This is a genomic window from Streptomyces sp. NPDC006134 (assembly GCF_040628835.1).
GTDB lineage: Bacteria > Actinomycetota > Actinomycetes > Streptomycetales > Streptomycetaceae > Streptomyces.
On sequence record NZ_JBEXTV010000021.1, the window covers coordinates 1 to 24,300 of the forward strand.

Genomic DNA, 24,300 nt, shown 5'->3' on the forward strand with positions numbered 1-24,300 from the left:
TTGCCCAGGTTCAGCAGGCGGCCCTCGGACAGCACGATGATCTTCTTGCCGTCGGGGAAGGTCCAGGTGTGGACCTGCGGCTTGATCTCGTCCTTGACGATGCCGGGGACCTTGGCGAGGCCGGCCATGTCGATCTCGTTGTCGAAGTGGCCGATGTTCCCGACGATCGCCTGGTGCTTCATCCTGGCCATGTCACCGGCCATGATGATGTCCTTGTTGCCGGTCGTGGTGATGAAGATGTCGGCCGTCTCGACGACCTCGTCCAGCGTGGTGACCTGGTAGCCGTCCATCGCCGCCTGGAGGGCGCAGATCGGGTCGATCTCGGTGACGATGACGCGGGCGCCCTGTCCGCGCAGGGACTCCGCGCAGCCCTTGCCCACGTCGCCGTAGCCGCACACGACCGCGGTCTTGCCGCCGATCAGGGTGTCGGTGGCGCGGTTGATGCCGTCGACCAGGGAGTGGCGGCAGCCGTACTTGTTGTCGAACTTCGACTTGGTGACGGCGTCGTTGACGTTGATCGCCGGGAACAGGAGGGTGCCCTCGCGCTGCATCTCGTACAGGCGGTGGACACCGGTCGTGGTCTCCTCCGTCACACCGCGGATCTCGGACGCCAGGTTGGTCCACTTCTGGGGGTTCTCGCCCAGGGTGCGGGTCAGCAGTTCGAGGATGACGCGGTGCTCGTCGGACTCGGCGGTGTCGGGCGAGGGGACCTTGCCGTCCTTCTCGTACTCGACGCCCTTGTGGACGAGGAGGGTGGCGTCACCGCCGTCGTCCAGGATCATGTTCGGGCCGCCGGTGGGGGAGTCCGGCCAGGTCAGCGCCTGCTCGGTGCACCACCAGTACTCCTCCAGGGTCTCGCCCTTCCAGGCGAAGACCGGGACGCCCTGCGGGTTGTCGGGCGTGCCGTTCGGGCCGACGGCGATGGCGGCCGCGGCGTGGTCCTGGGTGGAGAAGATGTTGCAGGAGGCCCAGCGGACCCGGGCGCCGAGGGCGACCAGGGTCTCGATGAGCACGGCGGTCTGCACGGTCATGTGCAGCGAACCGGTGATGCGGGCGCCCTTCAGCGGCTGCGCCTCGGCGTACTCCTTGCGGATCGCCATCAGGCCCGGCATCTCGTGCTCGGCGAGGGTGATCTCCTTGCGGCCGAACTCGGCCAGGGAAAGGTCGGCGACCTTGAAGTCCTGCCGGTTGTCGACAGTCGTCATTGCGGGCTGCTCCTCGGGTTGGGTCGAGGTGGGTACGGCTGATCTGCGCGGCGGCGGACACAGGGGTGCCCGGAGAAGGCACAGGCATGCCCGCGTGCGCGCAGCGCAGTCCGTCGGAGGCCCTCTCTCCCTCGGCCGGCCCGTCGTGGGTCCGCCCGACCGCCATCAGCAGCGACGTCTGGCTCCGTCCCAAGCTACACCGGTCGGCCCGGACGTCCCCAGTCCGCCTCCGGACACTTCACGCCATCCCGGGCCGTGACCGGGTGTCCGGGCGGGCCGCGCCGGCTCGTTGCTCTCGGCCCGCGCACGTGCCGTATGGGGAGGGCGAGGGGTGTGGGCAGGGTGGGGAAGCTCACGGGTGCGGCATGGGTGCCGGGCCCGGCGGGGCTGGTGACGGTGGTGGGCTCGGTGCTGTATCTGCGGGGGCACTACGGGATGGCCACCGTGGCGGGCCGCAGCATGGAACCGACGTATGCGCCGGGCAGTCGGGTCGTCTACGAGCGGGGTGGTGGTGAGGGGCCGGGGCGCGGTGATGTCGTGCTGTACCGGGTCCCCGGGCGCTGTCCGTTCGACGGGAGCGTCGTCCGGCGTGTCGTCGGGGCGGGCGGTGGCCGGGTCGTGTGCCGCGTGGGTGCGGAGGGCCGGGAGCGGCTCGTCGTCAACGGCCGGCCGCTGACGGAGCCGTACGTCCGGGACGGTGTCGTGGACGGTACCCGCCGGCCGTACGACGTGAAGGTGCCAAAGGGGCGGCTGTTCCTGCTCGGTGACCACCGCTCGCTCGCGCGGGACTCCCGCGCCTTCGCCGACGATCAGGGCGGGACGGTGCCCGTCGGTGCTGTCGAGGGGCGGATGACCGGCGACTGGACGGGGGTCGTCGTGCCGGCGGTGGGGGCGTTCGCCCGGCTCGTCGTGACGCTCGCCGGGCTGGGGTGCGCGGTCGCGGCGCGTGGTGTGCGGCGGCGGCCGGAGGCTCGTACGGAGCTGTGGCCGTCGCACCTGTGAGGCCGCGGGGCCCGTCACCAGCCCACAGGGCCCGCCGGGACGTGCCGGGCGGGCCCTGTGGAGGAGTGTGCGGAGTGCGCGGGGGTCAGTGGCCGGAGCCCTGCGGGGCCGGGCCGCCGGGGGTGGCCTCGCGGTCGGGGCCCTTGGCGGCCTCGGCCTCGCTGTAGACGTCCGGTTCCAGATAGATGACGCGGGCGATCGGGACGGCCTCGCGGATGCGGGCCTCGGCCGCGTCGATGGCGCCGGCGATCTCGCGGGCCGTGCCGTCGTGCCGTACGGCGATCTTGGCGGCGACGAGGAGTTCCTCGGGGCCGAGGTGGAGCGTGCGCATGTGGATGATGCCGGTGACCGTGGTGCCGTCGACGACGGCGGCCTCGATCTTCTGGACCTCCTCGGCGCCGGCGGACTCGCCCAGCAGCAGCGACTTGGTCTCGGCGGCGAGGACCAGCGCGATCAGGATGAGCAGCACGCCGATGCAGAGGGTGCCGATGCCGTCCCAGACGCCGTTGCCGGTGAGCAGGGCGAGGCCGACGCCGCCGAGGGCGAGGATCAGGCCGACGAGGGCGCCGAGGTCCTCCAGGAGGACGACGGGCAGCTCGGGCGCCTTGGCGTGGCGGACGAACTCCTTCCAGGACTTGCGGCCGCGCAGGAGATTGGACTCCTTGATGGCCGTGCGGAAGGAGAAGGACTCGGCGATGATCGCGAAGACCAGGACGCCGACCGGCCAGTACCAGTGCTCCAGTTCGTGCGGGTGCTTGATCTTCTCGTAGCCCTCGTAGAGGGCGAACATGCCGCCGACCGAGAACAGCACGATGGAGACGAGGAAGGCGTAGATGTAGCGCTCGCGGCCGTAGCCGAAGGGGTGCTGCGGGGTGGCCGCGCGCTGCGCCCGCTTGCCGCCGACCAGCAGCAGGGCCTGGTTGCCGGAGTCGGCGAGTGAGTGCACGGACTCGGCGAGCATCGACGACGAGCCGCTGAAGAGGAACGCCACGAACTTGGATGCCGCGATCGCGAGGTTGGCGGCGAGTGCCGCCACGATCGCCTTGGTACCGCCTGACGCGCTCATGTGTCGCGTTGTCCCTTCGCCTTCGTCCTGCGTGTGTACGCCGCCCGGGGCTCGGCCGTCTCCCGGCTTTGCCCGCCCTTTGCGGTGGGTCATTGTTGCAGCCCGCGGCGGCCGTGGCGCGCCGGACTGCCCGTCGTGTCCGCGTCAGACGCGTACGGTGGCCCGGAACACCGTCCCGGCCCCGGACACTTCGGCCTTTTCGCCCGCCGGTACGAACACGGATTCGCCGGGCGTCAGCCGGTGCTCGCCCGCGCGGACGGTGCCCGCGGTGCAGAGCAGGATCTGCGGGGCGGGCCGGGTGAGGTCGTGGGCGGCGGCGCCCTCGGGCAGGACGTACCGGGACAGGCGGAACTCGTCGACGGGGGTCTCGTAGACCTCCTCGCCGTCGTCGGACGCCTCCGGCCGCAGCACGCCGGGGTCGCCGGCCTCGAAGCGGACGACGCGCAGGAGTTCGGGGACGTCGACGTGCTTGGGGGTCAGGCCGCAGCGCAGGACGTTGTCGGAGTTGGCCATGATCTCGACGCCGAGGCCGCCGAGGTAGGCGTGCGGGATGCCGGCGCCGAGGTAGAGGGCCTCGCCGGGCTGGAGCCGGACGTGGTTGAGGAGCATCGCGGCGAGCACGCCGGGGTCGGCCGGGTAGTGGTGGGCGATGCCGGCGTAGGGGGCGTAGGCGCCGCCGAGGCGCTCGCAGGCGGCCGCGGCCTCCGCGACCGTGCGGGACATCTCCTCGGGGTCGGCGGTGAGGATCGCCGTGAGGACCTCGCGCAGGGCCGCGTCCTCGGGGTGGGCGCGCAGCAGGTCGACGTACGGCTTGAGGGAGGCGACGCCGAGGCCGTCGAACAGGCCGGCGGCCTCGGCCGGGGGGCGGAAGCCGCACAGGCCGTCGAACTCGGTGAGGGCGCAGATCAGTTCCGGCTTGTGGTTGGCGTCCTTGTAGTTGCGGTGCGGGGCGTCGGCGGGGACGCCGCGGCGCTCCTCGTCCTCGTAGCCCTGCCGTGCCTGCTCCAGGTCGGGGTGGACCTGGAGGGAGAGGGGGGCGCCGGCGGCGAGGAGCTTGAGGAGGAAGGGCAGGCGCGGGCCGAACTTGCCGACGGCCCGGGCGCCCAGCTCGCGTTCGGGGCCGGACTCGACGACCTCCAGCAGGGTGCCGCGTGCGGTGCGCGAGGGTGCGCCCGGGTGGGCGCCCATCCACATCTCGGCCTGCGGTTCGCCGCTCGGCTCGACGCCGAGCAGCTCGGGGATGGCGGTGGGGGAACCCCAGGCGTAGGGGCGGATGGTGTTGTCGAGGCGGTCCATGCGGTGTCTTCGTCTCTCCGTACGTGCGCGGTGCGGCGGGGCGCGGGTCACAGGGCGGCGGCCGGGCGGCGCCCGTGCCGGTCCGGCTCTCGCGCCGCGTCGGGCGGCGGCGCCGGGTGGCCGGGCGGGCGGGGCCCACGGCCACGCGGGGTGCGGGCGGAGCCCACGGCCGCGCGGGGTGCGGGCGGAGCCCACGGCCGCGCGGGGTGCGGGCGGGGCCCACGGCCGCGCGGGTTCAGGATGAGGGCTTCGAGGCGAGCGCCAGGTAAACGGCGGCGAAATCCGTCGTGGCGATCAGTTCCGCGAGGGTCTCCAGTTCGCCGCCCGCCTCCGGTTCGAGCTCGCTGACCGGTGTGTCGTGGTCGAGGGCCACGTCACGGGCGGCCGGGGCCGCGGTGAGGCTGCCGATGGGGCGGTCGCGCAGCAGCACCACGCGCGCGTGCAGGGCGGGCGGTTCCTCGACGCGGTCGCGGAAGAAGTCGTCGGGGTCGGCCCCGGCGGCGAGCGGGCCGGCGAGCAGGGCGCTGTGCGCGGCGAGCGCCTCGGGCAGCTCGGCGACGACCGCGGGCACGCCGGACAGCTCGGCCAGCGCGGCGGCGAAGCGCCGGCCCGCGGGGCCGGCCGAGGTGCCCTCGGTCCACACGATGGGGAGGGCGTCGGCGAGTTCGGCGGCCAGCGTCTTGGCGGGGTTGCCGTAGGTGGCGATGGCGGGCCCGCAGCGTTCGGCGACCTGGTCGAGGCGGTCGGCGACCTTCTCCAGGGCGTCGGGCGGGGCGGCGAGCAGGCCGGTGCGGTCCAGCAGCGCCAGGAGCGGGGTGAGCAGGGCCCACAGGACGCCGGGGGCGGACGCGGCCAGGGGCTCCTCGACGTCGTAGGGGGCGGTCGCCATCGGGACGAACAGGCCGTGGGAGGCGCTCACCGCGTCGGCGAGCGGGGAGGGGGCGGGGGCCACGCCGACGACCGTGCAGCCGCGCCGGTAGGCCTGTTCGGCGAGCAGGGACAGGCCCGGCTCGGTGCCGTCGGGGGTGGCGATCAGCAGCAGGTCGACGGAGCCGGCCCAGCCGGGCAGCTCCCAGCGCAGGGCACCGGCCGCGGGGGCGACGCCGGTGGGCGCCAGCCGGGTGACCGGGCTGCCGGCGCCGGCGAGTGTGCCGAGGAGGTCGGCGGTGTGGGTGGCGGCGGCTCCCGGACCGGCGATGAGGACGGCGCGGGGGCGGCCGTCCGGCGTGAGGGCGGGGACGCCGGCCTCGGCGGCGTGCCGGGCGGCGGTGCGTACCCGGGCGCCGGCCTCGGCGGCACCGCGGAGCAGTCCGCGGCGGTCGGCCTCGGCGAGCCCTTCCGGGTTGTCGAGCAGCGCTTCGTCGAGCATGGCGGCAGTTCTCCGATCGCCGGGGTTCTGTGACGCGGGCGGCGGGCTCTTCTGCGACGGGGTCGCAGCGGAGCACGGGAGCGCGGGACCGTCCGGGCGGGGCCGCGCGGCCGCGGGGCGACCGGGCGGAACCGCCGGAACCCGCCGGCCCGCGTGCCTGCGTGACCTGTGTGGCCGGGTCCTCTGGCTCCTGCCCGTCCCGCGCGCGGATACGCCGCTACGCCGGGCGGCGCGCCTCGTCGACGAGCAGGACCGGGATGCCGTCCCGCACGGGGTAGGCCAGTCCGCAGTCCTGGCCGGTGCAGATCAGCTCGGCGTCCTGCTCCTTGAGGGGCGCGTGGCAGGCCGGGCAGGCGAGGATCTCCAGGAGGCCGGCTTCGAGCGGCATGGGTGTTCCCTTCGGGCGGGGTGTGTGCGGATGTGCTGGTCAGCGTACCGCCGGTGGGGGCGGGGCGCCGGGTCGGAAGCGTCGCGGTCCGCTTCCGTCCCCTTGGGTCTTTCCGCTGTGTGTCTCTGCGTGTGTTCCTGCCGCGTCCACGTGGTGTTCTGCCGTGTCCTCCGCCGTCCGGCGGCGGAGGACACGGCAGGGCGGTGTCAGGCCCGGATGAGGGCCAGGGCCTCGTCCCGCACCGCGGCCATCGTCGCCTCGTCGCGCGCCTCGGCGTTCAGGCGCAGCAGCGGTTCGGTGTTGGAGGGGCGGACGTTGAACCACCAGTCGGCGGCGGTGACGGTCAGGCCGTCCAGCTCGTCGAGGGTGACGCCGGGGCGGCCCTCGTACGCGGCCCTGATCGCGGCGAGGCGGCCCGCCTGGTCGTCGACGGTGGAGTTGATCTCGCCGGAGCCGGCGTAGCGGTCGTACTCGGCGACCAGGGCCGACAGGGGCTCGTGCTGGCCGCCGAGGGCCGCCAGGACGTGCAGGGCGGCCAGCATGCCCGTGTCGGCGTTCCAGAACTCGCGGAAGTAGTAGTGCGCGGAGTGCTCGCCGCCGAAGATCGCGCCGGTGCGGGCCATCTCGGCCTTGATGAAGGAGTGGCCCACGCGCGTGCGGACCGGGGTGCCGCCGTGCTCCCGCACGACCTCCGGCACGGACCGGGAGGTGATGAGGTTGTGGATGACCGTGCCCGTGCCGCCGTTGCGGGCGAGTTCGCGGCGGGCGACCAGGGCCGTGACCGCCGACGGGGAGACCGGGTCGCCGTTCTCGTCGACGACGAAGCAGCGGTCGGCGTCGCCGTCGAAGGCGAGGCCGAGGTCGGCGCCCTCCTCGCGGACCCGCTTCTGCAGGTCGACGAGGTTGGCCGGGTCGAGGGGGTTGGCCTCGTGGTTCGGGAAGGTGCCGTCCAGCTCGAAGTACATCGGGACGAGGTCGACGGGCAGTCCGGCGAGGACCGAGGGGACCGTGTGGCCGCCCATGCCGTTGCCCGCGTCGACGACGACCTTCAGGGGCCGGATGGAGGTGAGGTCGACGAGGGAGCGCAGGTGGGCGGCGTAGTCGGCGAGGGTGTCGCGTCGCGTGACCGTGCCCGGGGCGGCCACCGGACCGGGGGCGCCGGACTCGCTCCACCGCTCGACGAGGGCGCGGATGTCGGCGAGCCCCGAGTCCTGCCCGACGGGGGCGGCGCCCGCGCGGCACATCTTGATGCCGTTGTACCGCGCCGGGTTGTGGGAGGCCGTGAACATGGCGCCCGGCAGGTCGAGCGCGCCCGAGGCGTAGTAGAGCTGGTCGGTGGAGCACAGGCCGATCTCGGTGACGTCGGCGCCGCGTGCCGCCGCCCCGCGCGCGAAGGCGCGCGCCAGGCCGGGCGAGGAGGGCCGCATGTCGTGCCCGGTGACGACGGCGCTCGCGCCGGTCACCTGGACGAAGGCGGCGCCGAACAGCTCGGCCAGCGCCTCGTCCCACTGGTCCGGGACCACCCCGCGTACGTCGTACGCCTTCACGATCTGCGACAGATCAGCAGCCACGGCCAACCTTCCTGAAAGTCCTATCGGCGCTCTCAAACTACCCGCACCCACCGACAACGGACCGGCCGGACGCCCGGACGCCGCCCCGGGTCAGGGCAGCATCCAGTCCAGCACCGGCGAGGACTGCCCGACCACGATCAGGCACATCACCAGCAGCAGGCCCAGGCTCCAGGGCAGCACCTTGCGCAGCAGGTCCCCCTCGCGGCCCGCGAGGCCGACGGCCGCGCAGGCGATGGTGAGGTTCTGCGGCGAGATCATCTTGCCGAGCACGCCGCCCGAGCTGTTGGCGGCGGCCAGCAGCTCGGGCGACAGCCCCGACTCCCGCGCGGCGGTCACCTGCAGGGCGCCGAAGAGCGCGTTGGCGGAGGTGTCCGAGCCGGTGACGGCGACGCCGAACCAGCCCAGCACCGGTGACAGGAAGGCCAGTCCGGCGCCGGCCGCGGCGACGAAGTGGCCGATGGTGGCGGCCTGCCCGGAGAGGTTCATGACGTAGGCGAGGGCCAGCACGGAGGTGACCGTCAGGATCGCGAACCGCAGTTCGCGCACGGTGGCGAGCCACTCCCGGACCGCCACGCGCGCGTGCACCCCGAGCACGGCCGCCGAGCCCACCCCGGCGATCAGCACGAGCGTGCCGCCGGTGGACACGACCGGCCAGGTGAAGACGTTGGCGCCGACCGGTTGCCCGTCCGCGTCGGCCACGTCCAGGAAGGGCCAGTCGTACGTCTGCGTCGCCCGGGCCAGCAGGTCCTTGACGGCCGGGATCTGCGCGGCGGAGAAGACCGCGACGATCAGCGCGTACGGCGCGTAGGCCCGCACCACCTCCCCGCGCGGGTCGTCCTCGTCCAGTTCCTCGCTCCGCGCGCCGGTCAGCACGGAGGCGCGTACGGCGTCGGCGGCGGGCACGCGCGCGTGCACCACGGCGGCCAGGGCGCCCGCGCCCGCGAGGGCGGCGCCGATGTCGGCGAGCTGGGCGGAGACGTGGTTGGAGGCGACGAACTGGGCGGCGGCGAAGGCGGTTCCGCACGCCACCGCGGGCACCCAGGTCTCGCGCAGCCCGCGCCGCCCGTCCACCAGACCGACCAGCACCAGCGGCACCACGAGGGCCAACAGGGGCGTCTGACGCCCCACCACGGCGGAGACGTCGTCCAGCGGCAGCCCGGTCACCTGGGCCAGCGTCACCACCGGGGTGCCCATGGCGCCGAAGGCGACCGGCGCGGTGTTGGCGACCAGCGACACGACCGCCGCGCGCACCGGGTCGAAACCCAGGGCGACGAGCATCACCGAACAGATCGCCACGGGCGCGCCGAAGCCGGCGAGGGCCTCCAGCAGGGCGCCGAAGCAGAAGGCGATCACCAGCGCCTGGATGCGCGGGTCGTCGGAGAGGCGGCCGAAGGAGCGGCGCAGGACGTCGAAGTGCCGGGTGCGGACGGTCATCCGGTACACCCACAGGGCGTTGACGACGATCCACAGGATGGGGAAGAGGCCGAAGACGGCTCCCTGGGCGGCGCCGGAGAGCGTCTGCTCCAGCGGCATGCCGTAGACCGGCCAGGCGACGAGAACGGCCGCCGCGAGCCCCGTCAGGCCCGCCAGGTGCGCCTTCATCCGCACACCGCCGAGCAGGACGAGGACGATCACGAGGGGCAGGGCCGCCACGAGGGCGGACAGCCCCAGCGAGCCGGCGACGGGTTCCAGTTCCTGGACGTACACGGGCGCCTCCCCGGATTCCGCTGTGCGGAAGCGATGTCTCGCCGTTCCGGAAATGGTCGTGTCCGCGCCAAGTCGGCGTCAATGGCCGTGCGTCACTCGGCGCACAGGGGACGCGGAGGGCTCAGTTGTCGGGCGACCGCAGGACCCGCAGGTGTCCGCGCCGCGCGACCTCCATCGGGTCGGCCGCGCGCGCCCCGCCACCGGCCCCGGCGGCGCGCTCCTGCGGGCGGGCCGCCTCGCGCACCGCGTTGGCAAGCGCTTCCAGGTCGTCCCCGCTGGGCCGCGCCGGAGCGGAACCGTCGAGCAGCCGGACGACCTCCCAGCCGCGGGGGGCGGTCAGGCGCTCGGAGTGCTCGGCGCACAGGTCGTAGCAGTGGGGTTCGGCGTAGGTGGCGAGCGGGCCGAGGACCGCCGTCGAGTCGGCGTAGACGTACGTCAGCGTCGCGACGGCAGGACGGCCGCAGGCGGTGCGCGAACAGCGACGTACAGGGCTCACGATGTTGGACGGTACCGCACTCTTGAGCGGGCCGCGACGACTCTCCGCCGGGTCACACCACCGTGTCGGGGTGTGAAACGCCACACACCCCTGTTTCGACACGCCGCGCCGACCTGCGCGGACACCGCTTTCCCCGCCGTCGGGGCCACTGTGCGCCGGTCACGACCCGGTACAAACATCGCGATTCGCCACGAGCTGATCGCGCTCCGAAAGATACGAAATCGAACCCGGCTTTGGCTGGAATGACCATCTCGTGTCATCCGGCGTCATCCGGTACGGCCGTGTCGCGGCGCCCCGCGGAACCGGGCGCGCGGCCCCGGCGAGGACTACCCTTCACCAGTGATGGACAACCCTGTGACACCCCGTGCCGCCGGCCCAGGGCCCCGCCGCCGTGATCGCCACGGCCGGGGCATGCGCGGCCCGATCGCTCCGCCGCAGGTCCCTCTCGCCGCGAGCCGCGCCGAGGCGTTCGCGGACCTCGTGCAGGACTCCGTGGACCGCCTGGAACGGCGGTGGCCGCAACTCGCCGACATCGACTTCCTCGTCCTCGACGTACCCCACCTGGGCGGTCCCGGGCAGGGGTGGAGCGACGAGGCGGTACCGCTGGGCGGCACGACCCCCGCGCGGGACGGGCAGCGGGCGCGGGTGGTCGTCTACCGGCGGCCGGTCGAGATCCGCACCAAGGGCCGCGAGGAGCGGGCCGCGCTGGTGCACGAGGTCGTCGTCGAGCAGGTCGCCGACTTGCTGGGGCTGACGCCGGAGACGGTGGATCCGCGGTACGACGAGGACTGAGCCGGTGCTGCCGGGGCGCCTTCCCGGGCTCTTCGGGCACAAGGCGCCCCGCGCTCACTTCTGCAGGACCGTCAGGTCCTCGTCCGCCACCGGCACCGCCACCATCCCCCGGTCGTCCGGCAGCGTCTGGATCGTGAAGCCGGTGGTGCCGTCCTCCGTCGCCGTCAGGGTCCGGGCCGCGTACACGGGGCCGCCCGACAGGGGCTCCACCGTGAGGGCGTACGTTCCCCGCACGCCGGCGGGGACCGGCGCCTCGACGTCCTGGGTCGTGCCCCCCTTGACCGTGAACGTCTTCGACACGGCCGTGCCGCCCTCGCTGCCCGCCGACGCCGTGACCTTGACCTTCGCGCCGCCCTCGGGGGCGGTCAGGGAGAGCGTCGTGCCCTCGGCCCTGTTGTCCACCGCCGACGCCCGCTCCCCCACCGGCCTGGCGGCGGGGATGAACGCCGTCTCCTGCTTGGCGTCCTTGCCCCGCACCACCCGTACCGCGGCCACCACCGGCACCGGCTGCCCCGTCGGTGTCAGCACCAGCGACCCGGCCTCGCCCCGTGTGACGTCCCCGAGCTCGATCGTCGTCGTCATGCCCGCCTTCACGTGCACGGTCTCGTGCCCGGCCGGGGTGATCGTCCCGGAGCGCGAGGCCAGCCGCAGCCTGAGGTCGGCGTCGACGTCACCGGGCGTGAACAGCACCAGCCGCACGGCGGTGGCGTCCTTCGGGATGCCCGGCAGCACCAGCGTGCCCGCGGGGTCCGCGGACGCGGGGAGCCAGTCACCGCCGAGCGTGTCGTCCAGGGCCTGCACGGCGGCCCCGACCCGCCCGCTGCGGACGTTGACGTGCACGGTGAGGTCGTTCTGCGGGGTGTCGCCGAGCGTGGAGAGGAGGACCGGCTCACTGGTGTGCGGCCGCACCGTGATGCCCTCCCCCACCGTCGACTTGAGGGCCCCGTCCTTGCCGTACAGCTCGACGTCCACGACGGCGGCCGAGTCGTCGGGGTTGGTCAGATGCACGTAGTCGGTGCGGTCGGACGCCGTGCTGGCGCCCGGGAACCAGAAGTCGGTGTCCGCCTCCGCGCAGGTGATCCCCTGCAGCCCCCGCCCGGTGCCCGCGGCGACCTCGGTGGTCTGCTGCACGGTCCAGCCCGGCGCGAACCTCCCCTCCGCGGTTCCCACGAGCGCGGGCCCGCCGGCACCGGAGGTGTCCCCGGTCACCGGCGTGCCGGGTGCCTTCGGCTCCACCGCCGGCACGCCGGCGTCCTTGCCGCCGCCGCTCCCGCCGGTCTTCGCCCCGGCCTCGCCCGGTGCCTCCGGCGCGGCCCGCAGCTCCGCCTTGCCGCCGCTGCCGGCCGCGCCCTTGGTGACGGGGGTGAACGACGTGTAGGTCGTCTCCGCGAGGTCGGACGTACTGGGCGCCGGGCACACCAGGCTCGTCCGTTCCACGGGCAGCCGGGCGGCCGCCCCGGCGGTGTCGCCGCCGCCGGAGGCGTCCGGCGCGCCGAGCACGGCGAACCCGGTGACGGCGGCGAGCGCCGCCGTGCCGGCGATGAGGGACAGGGTGGTGCGGTTCACTGCTGACTCCCGTCGGGACGCTCACTGCCCGTGCCATGGGGACGCCGGGACTGCGCCGGGTCGTACCCCTGCGGATACGCCTGGTCGTACGTCCCCGCCGGGGACGAGCCGTCGTACGCGTACGGGTCGTACTGGCCGCCCTGGTACGCGTCCGCCGGGTACGCGTCGCCCTGGTACGCGTCCGCCGGGTACGGATGCGCCTGGTACGGCTCCGCCGGGTAGGCGTCCGCTCCCTGCCGGCCGGCCTGGTACGGCTGCCCGTACGCACCCGGCCCGTACCGCGGGTCCTCCTGGTACGGCGGCTGCCCGCCGTCCCCCTGACGGGACTCCTCTCCGTACGTGCCGTACCCGGCCCCCGCGCGGTCCGCCGCGTCCCACTCCCCGGGGGCGGCCTGCCGCGGCACCGCCCCCGGCGGCACCTGCCCGGCCCCCGCCGCGCCCTCGGCCTCGGCCGCCTCGGCCTGCGCCCGCAGCCGCCGCGCCCGGCGGCCCTCGCCGGCGGCCGCCGGTACCGGGACGACCGGCTCCTCGGGCAGGTCGTCGTCGACGTCGCGCCGCCGGCCGGGCAGCGCGAGCACGACGAGGACGACGGCGAGGAGGCCCTGCGCCCACAGCCAGGCGGTGTGGGCGAACGGGTCGTCGTAGGTGACGTCCAGCCTGCCGCCGCCGGCGGGCAGTTCGAAGCCCTGGGCCCAGCCGTCGACCGTGGTGGGGGCGAGCGGCTTGCCGTTCAGGGTCGCCGTCCAGCCCTCGGCGGCGGCGTCGGCCAGGCGCAGCACCCGGCCGCCGGACCCGGAGGGGATCGCGGTGTGGATCTCGACGGGTCCCGCCGCGACGGGCTGCGGGGCGCCGGAACCCGTGCCGGACACGATGGTGGCCCGCGCCACCTCCTGGTCCACCCGCCACAGCGCGCTGCCGTTCTGCTCGCTGAGCCGGCTCAGGCCGGGGGTGGCGTCGAGGACGCGCGCGACCTCGCGGGGCGCGCCCTGGTGGACGAGGACGTACCGCACGGCGAAGCCGCCGAGCTGGTCGGCCTGGTCGGCGCCGGAGCCGGCGACGAGGTTGGCGACGACCTTGTCGAGCCTGCCGCTGCCGCCGCCGGCTGCGGCGAACTCGGCGTCGCCGAGGCGGGCGCCGGCGCCGCGGACCAGCATGTAGCGCACGTGGGCCGCGGAGTCGCTGTCGATGACGAGGGTGCGGGCCTGGTCGCGGGTGCCGCCCTCCTCGGCGACGAACGCGGGCACCTGCACGGGGTCCCGCCGCTCCAGCGGCCCGTCGGCGCCGCGCATCATCCAGCCGGCGGCGATCAGGAGGGGCCCCGCGGCGGCGGCGAAGGCGATCAGCGCGGCGACGGGCTGGCGCCAGCCGAAGCTCTGCTCGGCCACGCGCGCGCGTGCTCCGTCGGCGCCGAGGGCGGCGGCGCCGAGCAGGGCGATGCCGTGGACGAGGGTGGCCGGACCGGCCCAGGCGGAGCCGTTGGACAGCACCGAGAAGACGAAACCCACCAGGGCGACGGCCCAGGCCGTCAGGATGCCCGTGCGGCGCTCGGAGCGCAGCAGGGCGGCCAGCGCGGCCAGCACGATGCCGGCGAGCATCAGCCCGTGGACGGTGCCGGGCCCTCCCGGACTGGTGCCGAGCAGGTCGAGGGCGGAGGCGGCCGAGGGGCCGTACTCCAGGCCGGCCTCCTGGAAGAAGCCGAACGGCAGCAGCGTCAGCGACCAGGGGGCGAGGACCAGCAGGGGCGTGCCGAGCTGGGCGAGGAAGCGCAGCCCGTACGCCGTGATGTCGCCCCGCCGCAGGACGAGCAGCCCGGCGCCCAGGACGAGGGCGATGGGCCACACGACCGGCGTGAAGGCGGTGGTGAGGGTCAGCAGCAGCGCGTACGCCCAGGTGGCCCGCCAGCTTCCCCGCGCGCCGGAAGGGTGCGCGAGACCGGCGGCGGCGATGCCCGCGCGGGCGAGCAGCGGCAGCAGGACGGCCAGGACGGCGGTGCCGATGCGACCGCCGGCGAGCGCGCCGGTGACGGCGGGCAGGAAGGCGTAGGCGGTGGCCGCCCACGCCCGCAGCAGCCGGGAGGTGACGAGCGGGCGGGAGGCGAAGTACGCGGTGAGACCGGCCAGCGGGACGGAGCCGACGAGCAGGACGGTGACGGCGAGCCCGGTGGAGCCCAGCAGCACGGACGCGAGCGTGGCGACGAGCGCGAGGTAGGGCGGCGCGGAGGAGGTGCCGCCGAGGCTCACGGCGTGCCAGGAGTCGGCGTACCGGGACCACAGCTCGCCGGCGCCGGCCGGGGCGGGCAGCAGGGCGCCGCCCGCGAGGGAGCCGCCGCCGAGGAGGCCCCGGCAGGCGACGAGGGAGACGAGCAGCAGCGCCAGGAAGAGCACCGGGCCCGGGTTGCGGGCGATGCGCTTGAGGCGGGCGAACTGCTCGACCTGGAGGAAGTCGGCGTCGTCGCCGCCGGGTCCGGACTCCAGGGCGCCGCCGTGCCGTCCGGCGCCCGTGGCCGACTCGGGGTCGGAGCGTCCGGCGAGGTTGCCCGCGACCTGTTCGACGGTGGCGCGGACGGTGGCGCCGGGCGGCGGGAACAGGGCCCGCAGTTCGTCCTTGTCGATCTGCGGGCGGCCCCTGACGCGCCGTCCGGCGAGGACGCGCTCCGGCCGCAGCAGGACGCTCAGCAGACCGCGGATCTCGTCGACGGCCTGTCCGGGGACCTTGCCCACGAGGTAGGCGAGGGTGCGCAGCAGCGTGCCGAGGACGAGGCGCAGCAGCACCCAGGGGAGGAGGGCCGCGCGGGTGTTGACGAGCAGGGTGTAGACGGCGCCGGCCTTGTCGACCTTGTGCGGGGAGGCGGTGGTGCGGCCGGCGCAGTCGACGGTGCGGCGCTCGCGGGAGGCCGCCTCGGCGTGCCGTACGACGGCCTCGGGCGCGACGAGCACCCGGTGGCCGGCGGCGTGGACGCGCCAGCACAGGTCGACGTCGTCGCGCATGAGGGGCAGCCGCCGGTCGAACCCGCCGAGCCGTTCGAAGACGTCACGCCGGATCAGCATGCCCGCGGTGGACACCGACAGCACGGACCGGACGTGATCGTGCTGGCCCTGGTCCTGTTCGCGCCGGTCCAGACCGGTCCAGCGGCGGCCGGAGTGGGCGATGGAGACGCCGACCTCCAGCAGTTGCCGGCGGTCGTACCAGCCGCGGAGCTTGGGGCCGACGACGGCGACGTCGTCACGGCCGAGTTCGTACTCGTTCTCCACGACGCGCAGCAGCTGGGCGAGCGCGTCGGGTTCGGGGGCGCAGTCGTCGTGCAGCAGCCACAGCCAGTGCACCGGCTCGCCGTGCGGCAGCTCCGGCAGGTCGTAGGCGTCGTCGCGCCAGGTGCGCGTGACGGGGTCCCAGCCGCTGGGCCGCTTCAGGTAGGGCAGGTCGTCGGGGGTGAGGACCGGGACGGTGCGGCTCGCCTCCTCGACGGCCTGGCCGAAGCCGGTGCGCCGGGCGAGGTGGAGGACGCGGTCGTCGCCGAGGGCGTCGGCGACCAGCTGCGCGGAGGTGTCCGCGCTGCCGGTGTCGGCCGCGACGGCGTACTGGACGGGGCGCTCCTGGCCGAGCAGCGCGGCGAGCGCGTCGGGCAGCCAGCGGGCGCCGTCGTGGGAGACGAGGACCGCGGTCACCACATGACGCGGGAACTCAGGTGTGGCAGCGGTGTCTTGACGGGCTGCCGTGTGGCTGTGCACGGACATCGAGGTACGGGCCCCGGTTCGGTGGACTGCGGTGGACGCCCGTGCCTCCTGGGGGTGGCGGGGCGTCTCGGACGAGCGACCACACTATCGGCTGGGCATGACGACGGCCCGCCGCCTGTGGACAACCCCCGGGCGACGGGCCGTTCGTACCGTATGACCGTATGCGTGCATGCCGTATGGCGGTATGACCATATGACCGTATGTGCGCGTGCGCGGGCGACGTGGCCGCCCGCCGTGCGGCGAACCCTCAGACGGCGGCCTTCTTCAGCCGGCGGCGCTCCCGCTCGGACAGGCCGCCCCAGATGCCGAAGCGCTCGTCGTTGGCGAGGGCGTACTCGAGGCACTCGGAGCGGACCTCACAGGCGAGGCAGACCTTCTTGGCCTCGCGGGTGGAGCCGCCCTTCTCGGGGAAGAAGGACTCGGGGTCGGTCTGGGCGCACAGCGCGCGCTCCTGCCAGCCGAGTTCCTCGTCCGCGTCGTCGACCAGCAGTTGCTGCACCAGCTCGGTCATGTGCGCCCCTCGTCTGTCTTTCGCGTCCCCGTGATGTAGCCGTTACCGATTTCGGCTGAACGACACGAGTGAAATTACAGGTGTGCTGCTCCGGGCGAGTCAAGCCGAGATCTGCTATTGGGCCCCTTATTCACTCTGCGGAACCAAGCCCGTGCGGAAAGTGTTCAAATCGGCATAAACCTTGACACATGGACGAGGCTCCGCGGAGGTCCGCGGCCCCGTACGCACCCGTACGAGGAAGGACGCCCTGCGGTTCGATCCCGTTCCGGCACGCGCACCGAAGCGAACCGGATCACATTTCGATCACGGGATCGCAACGGGGCTTGTGCGCCCGGCTTGGACGCCATGTGTCCCGGAACCCCCCTGCACAAACCTTTCACCGGCGAGATGAACCGGATGAGGTGAACCACATCCCACCCAGGGGGTCCGGAGTTGACAGTGGAGGTGTGAGCCGCTCTCCTTGGGGGCATGCTCGCGAACTCGGCGCTCACCACGACCCGCACCGCCGGGTCCCACGGTGCTGCCCGCGCTCGCTGTAGCTGTTGCCGTCCCAGCTGTTGAGCCAAGCCCGCTCCGGCTGTCCGCCGAGTCCACGCGTCCCGGCCCGCCCGTCGCCCCGCCCCCACCCGGGCACACTTGTCTCCCCGCGACCCGGGCGGACGATCCGCGACCCGGCACCCCGCCCTTCTCTCTCCTCACTCTCTCTTCCTCTCTCCTCCCTCCCTCTCCGCACTCTCCCGCCGAGGAACCACCGCACCCATGAACAGCGACAGCGACCTCCAGATCGCCGGCGACATCCTCGAAGTCCCGCACCTGCTCCAGCCCCCACGCGAGCACCCGGCCACCGTCGCCGAGTTCGCCGGCCTGGCCCGGTCCATCGCCGCCGACCGGTCCCGGTGGGAGCCCCTCGTCCGGTACGACGCCACCACGCGCTGGTACCACCGGCTGCACACCGGGCCCGGTTACGAGGTGTGGCTGCTGTCCTGGGTGCCCGGCCAGGGCAGCGGACCGCACGACCACGGCCCCTCCTCCGGCGTGCTGACCGTGCTGGACGGCACCCTGACCGAGCACACGCGGCGCGGCACGCGCGTGCTGCGGCCGGGAGCCCAGCACGTGTTCGTGCCGGGGTACGCGCACGAGGTGGTCAACGACAGCCTGGAGCCGGCGGTCAGCCTGCACGTCTACTTCCCCGGACTGACGGAGATGCCCATGCACGCCGCCCGGTGCGCAGCCTCCGCGCCGCACGACGCCGTACCGGCCGCCTGACACCGTTCCCGTACCCGCCGCGTATCCGCCGGCCGGACCGGCTCCCGCCCGGCCGGCGGGCCACCGCCCTCACCGAGCCGGCCCGGCGGCTGACACACTGTCGGAATGCGCATTGTGGTTCTGGCAGGCGGCATCGGCGGTGCCCGGTTCCTGCGCGGTCTGAAGCGGGCCGTGCCGGACGCGGACATCACGGTCATCGGCAACACCGGGGACGACATCCACCTCTTCGGGCTGAAGGTCTGCCCGGACCTCGACACGGTGATGTACACGCTCGGTGGCGGCATCAACGAGGAACAGGGCTGGGGACGGGCCGACGAGACCTTCCACCTCAAGGAGGAACTCGCGGCCTACGGCGTCGGGCCGGAGTGGTTCGGCCTGGGCGACCGGGACTTCGCCACGCACATCGTGCGGACACAGATGATCGGGGCCGGCTATCCGCTCAGCGCGGTCACCGAGGCCCTGTGCGACCGCTGGAAGCCCGGCGTGCGCCTCATCCCCATGACCGACGACCGCGTCGAGACCCATGTCGCCGTGGAGATCGACGGCGAACGCAAGGCGGTCCACTTCCAGGAGTACTGGGTCCGGCTGCGGGCCTCGGTCCCCGCCGAGGCGGTCGTCCCGGTCGGCGCCGAGCAGGCCAAACCGGCGCCCGGCGTGCTGGAGGCGATCGCCGAGGCGGACGTGATCCTCTTCCCGCCGTCCAACCCGGTCGTCTCCGTCGGCACGATCCTCGCCGTGCCGGGCATCCGGGAGGCGATCGCCGACGCCGGGGTGCCGGTGGTGGGCCTGTCCCCGATCGTCGGGGACGCGCCGGTGCGCGGCATGGCCGACAAGGTGCTCGCGGCGGTCGGCGTGGAGTCCACGGCGGCGGCGGTCGCCGAGCACTACGGCTCGGGCCTGCTCGACGGCTGGCTCGTCGACACCGTCGACGCGCCCTCGGTCGGGCGGGTGGAAGCGGCCGGCATCCGCTGCCGGGCCGTACCGCTGATGATGACCGACGTGGACGCCGCCGCGCGGATGGCGAGGGAGGCTCTGGCGCTGGCGGAGGAGGTGCGGGCCGCGTGACCGGGGCACCCGCCGACGGCTACCGGGTCTGGGCCGTCCCCGGCATCCCGGAGGTGCGCCGGGGCGACGACCTGGCCAAGCTGATCGCGGCGGCCGAACCCGATCTGGCCGACGGGGACGTGCTGCTCGTCACCTCCAAGATCGTGTCCAAGGCGGAGGGACGCCTGGTCCGGGCCGACGACCGCGAGGCGGCGATCGACCGGGAGACCGTGCGCGTGGTCGCCCGGCGCGGCACGCTCCGCATCGTCGAGAACCGCCAGGGCCTGGTGATGGCGGCCGCCGGCGTGGACGCCTCCAACACCCCCGCCGGCACCGTCCTGCTGCTTCCCGAGGACCCCGACGCGTCCGCCCGGGCGATCCGCGACGGCCTGCGGGACGCCCTCGGCGTCACGGTCGGCGTCGTGATCACCGACACCTTCGGCCGCCCCTGGCGCGCGGGCCTGACGGACGTGGCGATCGGCGCGGCCGGCGTCCGCGTCCTGGACGACCTGCGCGGCGGCACGGACGCGTACGGCAATCCGCTCAGCGCCACCGTCGTCGCCACGGCGGACGAGCTCGCCGCCGCCGGCGACCTGGTGAAGGGGAAGGCCGCCGGTCTGCCCGTGGCCGTCGTCCGCGGACTGCCGCACACCCTCGCCGCCGACGACGGTCCCGGAGCGCGGGCCATGGTGCGCGGCGCCCGCGACGACATGTTCCGCCTGGGCACCTCGGAGGCGGTACGGCTGGCGGTGACCCAGCGGCGTACCGTCCGCTCCTTCACCGACGAGCCGGTCGACCCGGGGGCGGTGCGCCGGGCGGTCGCCGCGGCCGTGACGGCACCGGCCCCGCACCACACCACGCCGTGGCGTTTCGTCCTCCTCGAATCCGCCGGTGCCCGGACCCGCCTGCTCGACGCGATGCGGGACGCCTGGATCGCGGACCTGCGGCGGGACGGCAGGAGCGAGGAGTCCATCGCCAGGCGGATCCGCCGCGGCGACGTCCTGCGCAACGCGCCCTGCCTCGTCGTACCCTGCCTGGTCATGGACGGGGCCCACAGCTACGGGGACGCGCGGCGCGACGGGGCCGAGCGGGAGATGTTCGTGGTCGCCGCCGGGGCCGGGGTGCAGAACTTCCTCGTCGCCCTGGCCGGGGAACGGCTGGGGTCGGCGTGGGTGTCGTCGACGATGTTCTGCCGGGACGTCGTACGGGAGGTCCTGGACCTGCCGGACGACTGGGACCCCATGGGCGCCGTCGCCGTCGGCCACCCGGCCGGGGAACCCGGGCCGCGCCCGGAGCGGGACGCGGACGCCTTCCTCACCGTGCGCTGAGGACGTCCGCGAGCGCCTACCCTCGTAGGACACCTCTCGTTTCCCAGGGACTCCACTCGTGGCAGGACGCTTCGCCCCCAGGCCCGTACGCGGCGCCCCCGCCGCCGTGCCGCGCCCGGCCGCGGCACCGGCGCGGGTCCGCACCTGGGCGCCGGACGGCCCGCTCGACCTCGCCCTGGTCCTCAGCCCCCTCCGCCGGGGCCCCGGCGACCCCACGTTCCGGGCCCTGCCGGACGGATCGGTCTGGCGGGCCAGCCGGACCCCCGCCGGGCCGGGGACGCTGCGGGTCACCGCGCGCGGCGGGCAGGTGCGGGGCGAAGCCTGGGGTCCCGGCGCGGAGTGGCTCCTCCACCACCTGCCGCGGCTGCTGGGCGCCGACGACGACCCGGCCGCGTTCGCGCCCCGGCACCGGCTGCTGGCACTGGCCCGGCACCGGCGGCCGGGGCTGCGGCTGGGGCGGACCGGGCTGGTGCTGGAGTCGCTGATCCCGTCGGTCCTGGAGCAGAAGGTCACGACGGACGAGGCGTACCGGGCGTGGCGGCTGCTCGTCCGGACGTACGGGGATCCGGCGCCGGGCCCCGTGCCGGACCGGATGTACGTGATGCCGGCGCCGCGGACGTGGGCGCTCATCCCCTCCTGGGAGTGGCACCGGGCGGGCGTCGACGACAAGCGGGCGTCCACGATCCTGCGCGCCGTACGGGTGGCCGCGCGGCTGGAGGAGGCCGCGGGGATGGAGCCGGCGGCGGCGCGGGCGCGGCTGGAGGCCGTGCCGGGGATCGGGCCGTGGACGTCGGCGGAGACCGTGCAGCGCAGTCACGGGGCGCCGGACGCGGTGACCGTCGGGGACCTGCACCTGCCGGGGATCGTGGGGTGGGCGCTGGCCGGGGACCGGTACGCGGACGACGCGGAGATGCTGCGGCTGCTGGAGCCGTACGCCGGGCAGCGGCATCGGGCGGCCCGGCTGATCCTGCTGAGCGGGAGGGTGCCGCCGCGGAGGGCTCCGCGGATGCCGGTGGGGGACATCGGGCGGTTGTGACGGGGGCGGGTGTCCGGCGTTCGCTTGGCGCCCACCGCCGGAGGCACCCGCACAGGCCGCCACGGGCACCCCGCCCCACCGCCGGAGGCACCCGCACAGGCCGCCACGGGCACCCCGCCCCACCGCCGGACGGCACCCGCACAGGCCGCCGCAGGCACCCCGCCCCACCGCCGGACGGCCCCCGCTCACTGGTCGGAGGAGAACCGCACCGCCCCCGCCGGAATCCGCGCGTCGCACCACACGCGGACGCCTTCGCGGAGTTCGTTGTCGGGCCCGACCACCGCCCCGTCGCCGATCACCGTCCCGGTGAGGACGGACCGTTCGCCCACGCGGGCCCGGGAGCCGATGAGGGAGTCGGTGACGACGGCGCCGGGTTCGATGACGGCCCCCGGGAGGATCGTGCTGCCGAACACCCGGGCGCCCTCCGCCACGAACGCCCCCTCCCCCACCACCGTCCCGCCCGCCAGCTTGGCGTCGGGCGCGACCGTCGCCGTCGGCAATATGAGGCGGTCCCCGCAGCGGCCGGGCACGGCCGGGGACGGCGCCCGCCCCAGCACCAGGTCCGCCGACCCCCGTACGAAGGCCGCCGGCGTCCCCAGGTCCAGCCAGTACGTGGAGTCCACCATGCCCTGCAGGTGTGCCCCGGCCGCCAGCAACTGGGGAAACGTTTCGCGTTCCACCGACACCGGCCGCCCCGCCGGGATCGTGTCGATCACCGAGCGGCGGAAGACGTACGCCCCCGCGTTGATCTGGTCGGTGACGATCTCCTCCGGCGTCTGCGGCTTCTCCAGGAACGCCAGCACCCGGCCCGTCCCGTCCGTGGGCACCAGGCCGTACGCGCGAGGGTCCGTCACCTTCGTCAGGTGCAGGGACACGTCCGCGCCCGTCGACTCGTGGGTCCGCACCAGGGCCCGGATGTCCAGGCCGGTCAGGATGTCGCCGTTGAAGACCAGTACCGGGTCGTCGGGCCCCGAGTGCAGCCGGGAGGCCACGTTGCGGATCGCGCCGCCCGTGCCGAGCGGCTCCTCCTCCGTCACGTACTCGATGTGGAGTCCCAGCGACGACCCGTCGCCGAAGTACGGCTCGAAGACCTCCGCCAGATAGGACGTCGCGAGCACGATGTGCTCGACCCCCGCCGCTCTCGCCCGCGCCAGCTGATGCGTGAGGAACGGCACCCCCGCCGCCCTGACCATGGGCTTCGGCGTGTGCACCGTGAGCGGGCGCAACCGGGTGCCCTTGCCGCCGACCAGGAGGATCGCTTCTGTCACCTGTCGTCTCTGCTTCCTGCCGGGACCGGCCGAACTGTCTTTCGGCCGGCCAGTGTATGCAGACCGTTCCCTGGCGCCGTCGATGGCCGTGAGGTGTCCCGCCCCATGCCCCCGATGGCGGTTCGAGTCCCCCTTGGATTTTCTTGAGTCCCCCCTGCCCCCCTCGCCCCGTCCCCTGCCCGCCCCTGCTCCCCGGCCGGCCCTCTCCCCCTCAGCGGCCCTGGTACCGCGCCGCGGCCGACCGGGCCGTACCGAGCTTGCCGTACAGCTTCCGCCCGGGACAGTCCGTGACGAAACCGTCCCGGTGGCCGGAGATGACGTTCAGTCGTACGTTCTTTCCTTTTCGGTAGAGATTGCCACCGGCGGACTTCAGGTATGTCTTGCCGCGCGGATTCATCCCGTACAGCCCGAGCTTCCACGCGGCCAGCCGTGCGATGGCCTTGACGGCGGAGGAGGAGGGCTTGGTGGAGTTGTACGTGCCGAGAACGGCGATGCCCATGCTGTTGCTGTTGAACCCGAGGGTGTGCGCGCCCAGGACCGGCTTCGCCACGCCGCCGGCGCGGCCCTCGTAGATCTTCCCGCACTTGTCGACGAGGAAGTTGTAGCCGATGTCCCGCCAGCCCATGCTGCGGACGTGGTAGCGGTAGATACTGCGGATGACGGACGGGGCCTGCGAGCAGTGGTAGTTGTTGCCGGACGCCGTGTGGTGCACGAACGCCGCCTTGACCTTCTTCGTGTAGGCGAACTTCTTCTCCCGCAGCTTCTCGTCCGCTCCCCAGCCGCGGCGCGTCACGATGCGCGGGCGCGGCCCGACGTACGGCTTGACCTTCTGCTGCTGCCCGGTCAGGACACCGGCTCCCAGTGCGAGCAGCTCGCTCTCGGTCTGGGCACGGCTGAGCTCCGGGATCTCGATGGCGCCGAGCGGGGCGAGGTCGGCGTTGACCGCGGAGGCGGTGACGGATTCGGCCGACTGGGCGCCGGGGGCACCGTGGGCACCGGAGCCGGGGGTGTCCGCCGCGTCGTCCGGCGTGCCGTCCGGCGGCGGCACGGCGGCGTCCCGGCCGGGGTCGACGAGTTCGAGGCGCAGCCCGGAGGGGAGGCCCCCGGCGGCCGGGGCGCCCGCCGCCCGGGTCCCGCTCCCGGTCCCGCGCGTGTGCTCCGCCCGCACCCGCACCTCGACGCCGTCCGACTCGCCCACCCACAGCGGCGCGGTGGCCCCGCGCACGCGGCCGGACCCGCGCTCGGCCGTGCCGGGGTCGGCCCCGTGGTCGGCGTGGTGTGTCTCGAGCTCCTGCCAGGCGGACCAGGTGCCGGTGCCGACGGCGCGGGTACGGACCTGGACGCGGCCGTGCAGCTCGGTGCCGGGTTCGTCCCAGACGACGCCGACGAGCGAGAAGTGCCGTACGTCGCGGCGCGGCAGGCCCTGTTCGGCGGCGCCGGAAGCGCGGTCGCGGGGCAGGGGTTCGAGGGGGAGCGACTGGGTGCCGCCGGGGACGTACGACGACCGGCCGGCTCCGGTCGGGGTCGCGGGAGCTTCCGCGGTCGGCACCGGTCTCGCGGTTGTCCCGGCCGCGGGCGGGGCGAGGGGAAGAGCGAGGGCGGCCGCGCAGGTGACGCCGATGGAGGAAGCAAGGAATCCACGCATGCCCCTGATC

At 74.4% G+C, this 24,300-nt stretch carries 19 protein-coding genes; 6 read left to right on the plus strand and 13 right to left on the minus strand.

The features are described 5' to 3' along the window. Positions 1–1,205: adenosylhomocysteinase (ahcY, locus tag ABZ340_RS15990; protein WP_358782382.1), on the minus strand; the 1,205-nt coding region annotated here is incomplete at its 3' end. Between the two features lie 342 nt (positions 1,206–1,547). Here ahcY and lepB point away from each other — a divergent pair. After that, positions 1,548–2,207: a signal peptidase I gene (gene lepB / locus ABZ340_RS15995; protein ID WP_358782383.1), complete on the plus strand. Its 660-nt coding sequence runs from the start codon at positions 1,548–1,550 to the stop codon at positions 2,205–2,207. Positions 2,208–2,292: 85 nt separating this feature from the next. Here the strand turns inward: lepB and ABZ340_RS16000 are convergent, their stop codons facing one another. From ABZ340_RS16000 to ABZ340_RS16030, 7 genes are all read right to left on the minus strand, one after another. Further along, positions 2,293–3,273, minus strand: a complete 981-nt coding sequence (locus ABZ340_RS16000; RefSeq protein ID WP_358782384.1) for a cation diffusion facilitator family transporter — start codon at positions 3,271–3,273, stop codon at positions 2,293–2,295. Positions 3,274–3,417: 144 nt separating this feature from the next. Further along, on the minus strand, positions 3,418–4,569 hold the full coding sequence (manA, locus tag ABZ340_RS16005; protein ID WP_358782385.1) for a mannose-6-phosphate isomerase, class I: 1,152 nt from the start codon (positions 4,567–4,569) through the stop codon (positions 3,418–3,420). Between the two features lie 235 nt (positions 4,570–4,804). After that, the gene (locus ABZ340_RS16010; protein WP_358782386.1) at positions 4,805–5,938 is read right to left on the minus strand and encodes an SIS domain-containing protein; all 1,134 of its coding nucleotides are present in this window, start codon (positions 5,936–5,938) and stop codon (positions 4,805–4,807) included. 217 nt (positions 5,939–6,155) lie between these two features. Beyond that, complete coding sequence (locus tag ABZ340_RS16015) at positions 6,156–6,326, minus strand: Trm112 family protein (protein ID WP_020940431.1); 171 nt, start codon at positions 6,324–6,326, stop codon at positions 6,156–6,158. A 206-nt stretch (positions 6,327–6,532) separates the two neighbouring features. Then, positions 6,533–7,897: a phosphomannomutase/phosphoglucomutase gene (locus ABZ340_RS16020; RefSeq protein ID WP_358782387.1), complete on the minus strand. Its 1,365-nt coding sequence runs from the start codon at positions 7,895–7,897 to the stop codon at positions 6,533–6,535. Between the two features lie 90 nt (positions 7,898–7,987). Next, complete coding sequence (locus ABZ340_RS16025) at positions 7,988–9,604, minus strand: L-lactate permease (RefSeq protein ID WP_358782388.1); 1,617 nt, start codon at positions 9,602–9,604, stop codon at positions 7,988–7,990. A gap of 121 nt (positions 9,605–9,725) precedes the next feature. After that, complete coding sequence (locus tag ABZ340_RS16030) at positions 9,726–10,100, minus strand: DUF3499 domain-containing protein (RefSeq protein WP_029384352.1); 375 nt, start codon at positions 10,098–10,100, stop codon at positions 9,726–9,728. A gap of 342 nt (positions 10,101–10,442) precedes the next feature. Between ABZ340_RS16030 and ABZ340_RS16035 the strand changes: the two genes are divergently transcribed. Beyond that, positions 10,443–10,892: a metallopeptidase family protein gene (locus ABZ340_RS16035; RefSeq protein WP_358782389.1), complete on the plus strand. Its 450-nt coding sequence runs from the start codon at positions 10,443–10,445 to the stop codon at positions 10,890–10,892. A gap of 54 nt (positions 10,893–10,946) precedes the next feature. On the opposite strand, the gene ABZ340_RS16040 is transcribed toward ABZ340_RS16035, so the two are convergent. From ABZ340_RS16040 to ABZ340_RS16050, 3 genes are all read right to left on the minus strand, one after another. Continuing rightward, positions 10,947–12,458 carry a DUF5719 family protein gene (locus ABZ340_RS16040; RefSeq protein ID WP_358782390.1) on the minus strand — a complete coding sequence of 504 codons (1,512 nt, stop codon included), beginning with the start codon at positions 12,456–12,458 and terminating at the stop codon, positions 10,947–10,949. After that, a complete protein-coding gene (locus ABZ340_RS16045) occupies positions 12,455–16,192 on the minus strand; it encodes a glycosyltransferase family 2 protein (RefSeq protein WP_358782391.1) in 3,738 nt (1,245 codons plus the stop codon). Before ABZ340_RS16045 ends, ABZ340_RS16040 begins: the two co-directional genes overlap by 4 nt. A 247-nt stretch (positions 16,193–16,439) precedes the next feature. Continuing rightward, positions 16,440–16,703: a WhiB family transcriptional regulator gene (locus ABZ340_RS16050; protein WP_003975777.1), complete on the minus strand. Its 264-nt coding sequence runs from the start codon at positions 16,701–16,703 to the stop codon at positions 16,440–16,442. 759 nt (positions 16,704–17,462) lie between these two features. Here ABZ340_RS16050 and ABZ340_RS16055 point away from each other — a divergent pair. The 4 genes from ABZ340_RS16055 (at position 17,463) to ABZ340_RS16070 (ending at position 21,377) form a co-directional block, all read left to right on the plus strand. Next, a complete protein-coding gene (locus ABZ340_RS16055; RefSeq protein ID WP_358782392.1) occupies positions 17,463–17,969 on the plus strand; it encodes a cysteine dioxygenase family protein in 507 nt (168 codons plus the stop codon). A 105-nt stretch (positions 17,970–18,074) separates the two neighbouring features. Next, positions 18,075–19,034: a 2-phospho-L-lactate transferase gene (cofD, locus tag ABZ340_RS16060; RefSeq protein WP_358782393.1), complete on the plus strand. Its 960-nt coding sequence runs from the start codon at positions 18,075–18,077 to the stop codon at positions 19,032–19,034. Next, positions 19,031–20,341, plus strand: coding sequence for a coenzyme F420-0:L-glutamate ligase (locus ABZ340_RS16065; RefSeq protein WP_358782394.1), 1,311 nt, complete (start codon positions 19,031–19,033; stop codon positions 20,339–20,341). Before cofD ends, ABZ340_RS16065 begins: the two co-directional genes overlap by 4 nt. A 58-nt stretch (positions 20,342–20,399) precedes the next feature. Beyond that, positions 20,400–21,377 (plus strand): DNA-3-methyladenine glycosylase 2 family protein, encoded by a 978-nt coding sequence (locus tag ABZ340_RS16070; protein ID WP_358782395.1) that lies wholly within the window; start codon positions 20,400–20,402, stop codon positions 21,375–21,377. Between the two features lie 185 nt (positions 21,378–21,562). Here the strand turns inward: ABZ340_RS16070 and ABZ340_RS16075 are convergent, their stop codons facing one another. After that, on the minus strand, positions 21,563–22,645 hold the full coding sequence (locus tag ABZ340_RS16075) for an NDP-sugar synthase (protein ID WP_358782396.1): 1,083 nt from the start codon (positions 22,643–22,645) through the stop codon (positions 21,563–21,565). A gap of 211 nt (positions 22,646–22,856) precedes the next feature. Next, the gene (locus ABZ340_RS16080; protein WP_358782397.1) at positions 22,857–24,290 is read right to left on the minus strand and encodes a peptidoglycan recognition protein; all 1,434 of its coding nucleotides are present in this window, start codon (positions 24,288–24,290) and stop codon (positions 22,857–22,859) included. Between the last annotated feature and the right edge of the window lie 10 nt (positions 24,291–24,300).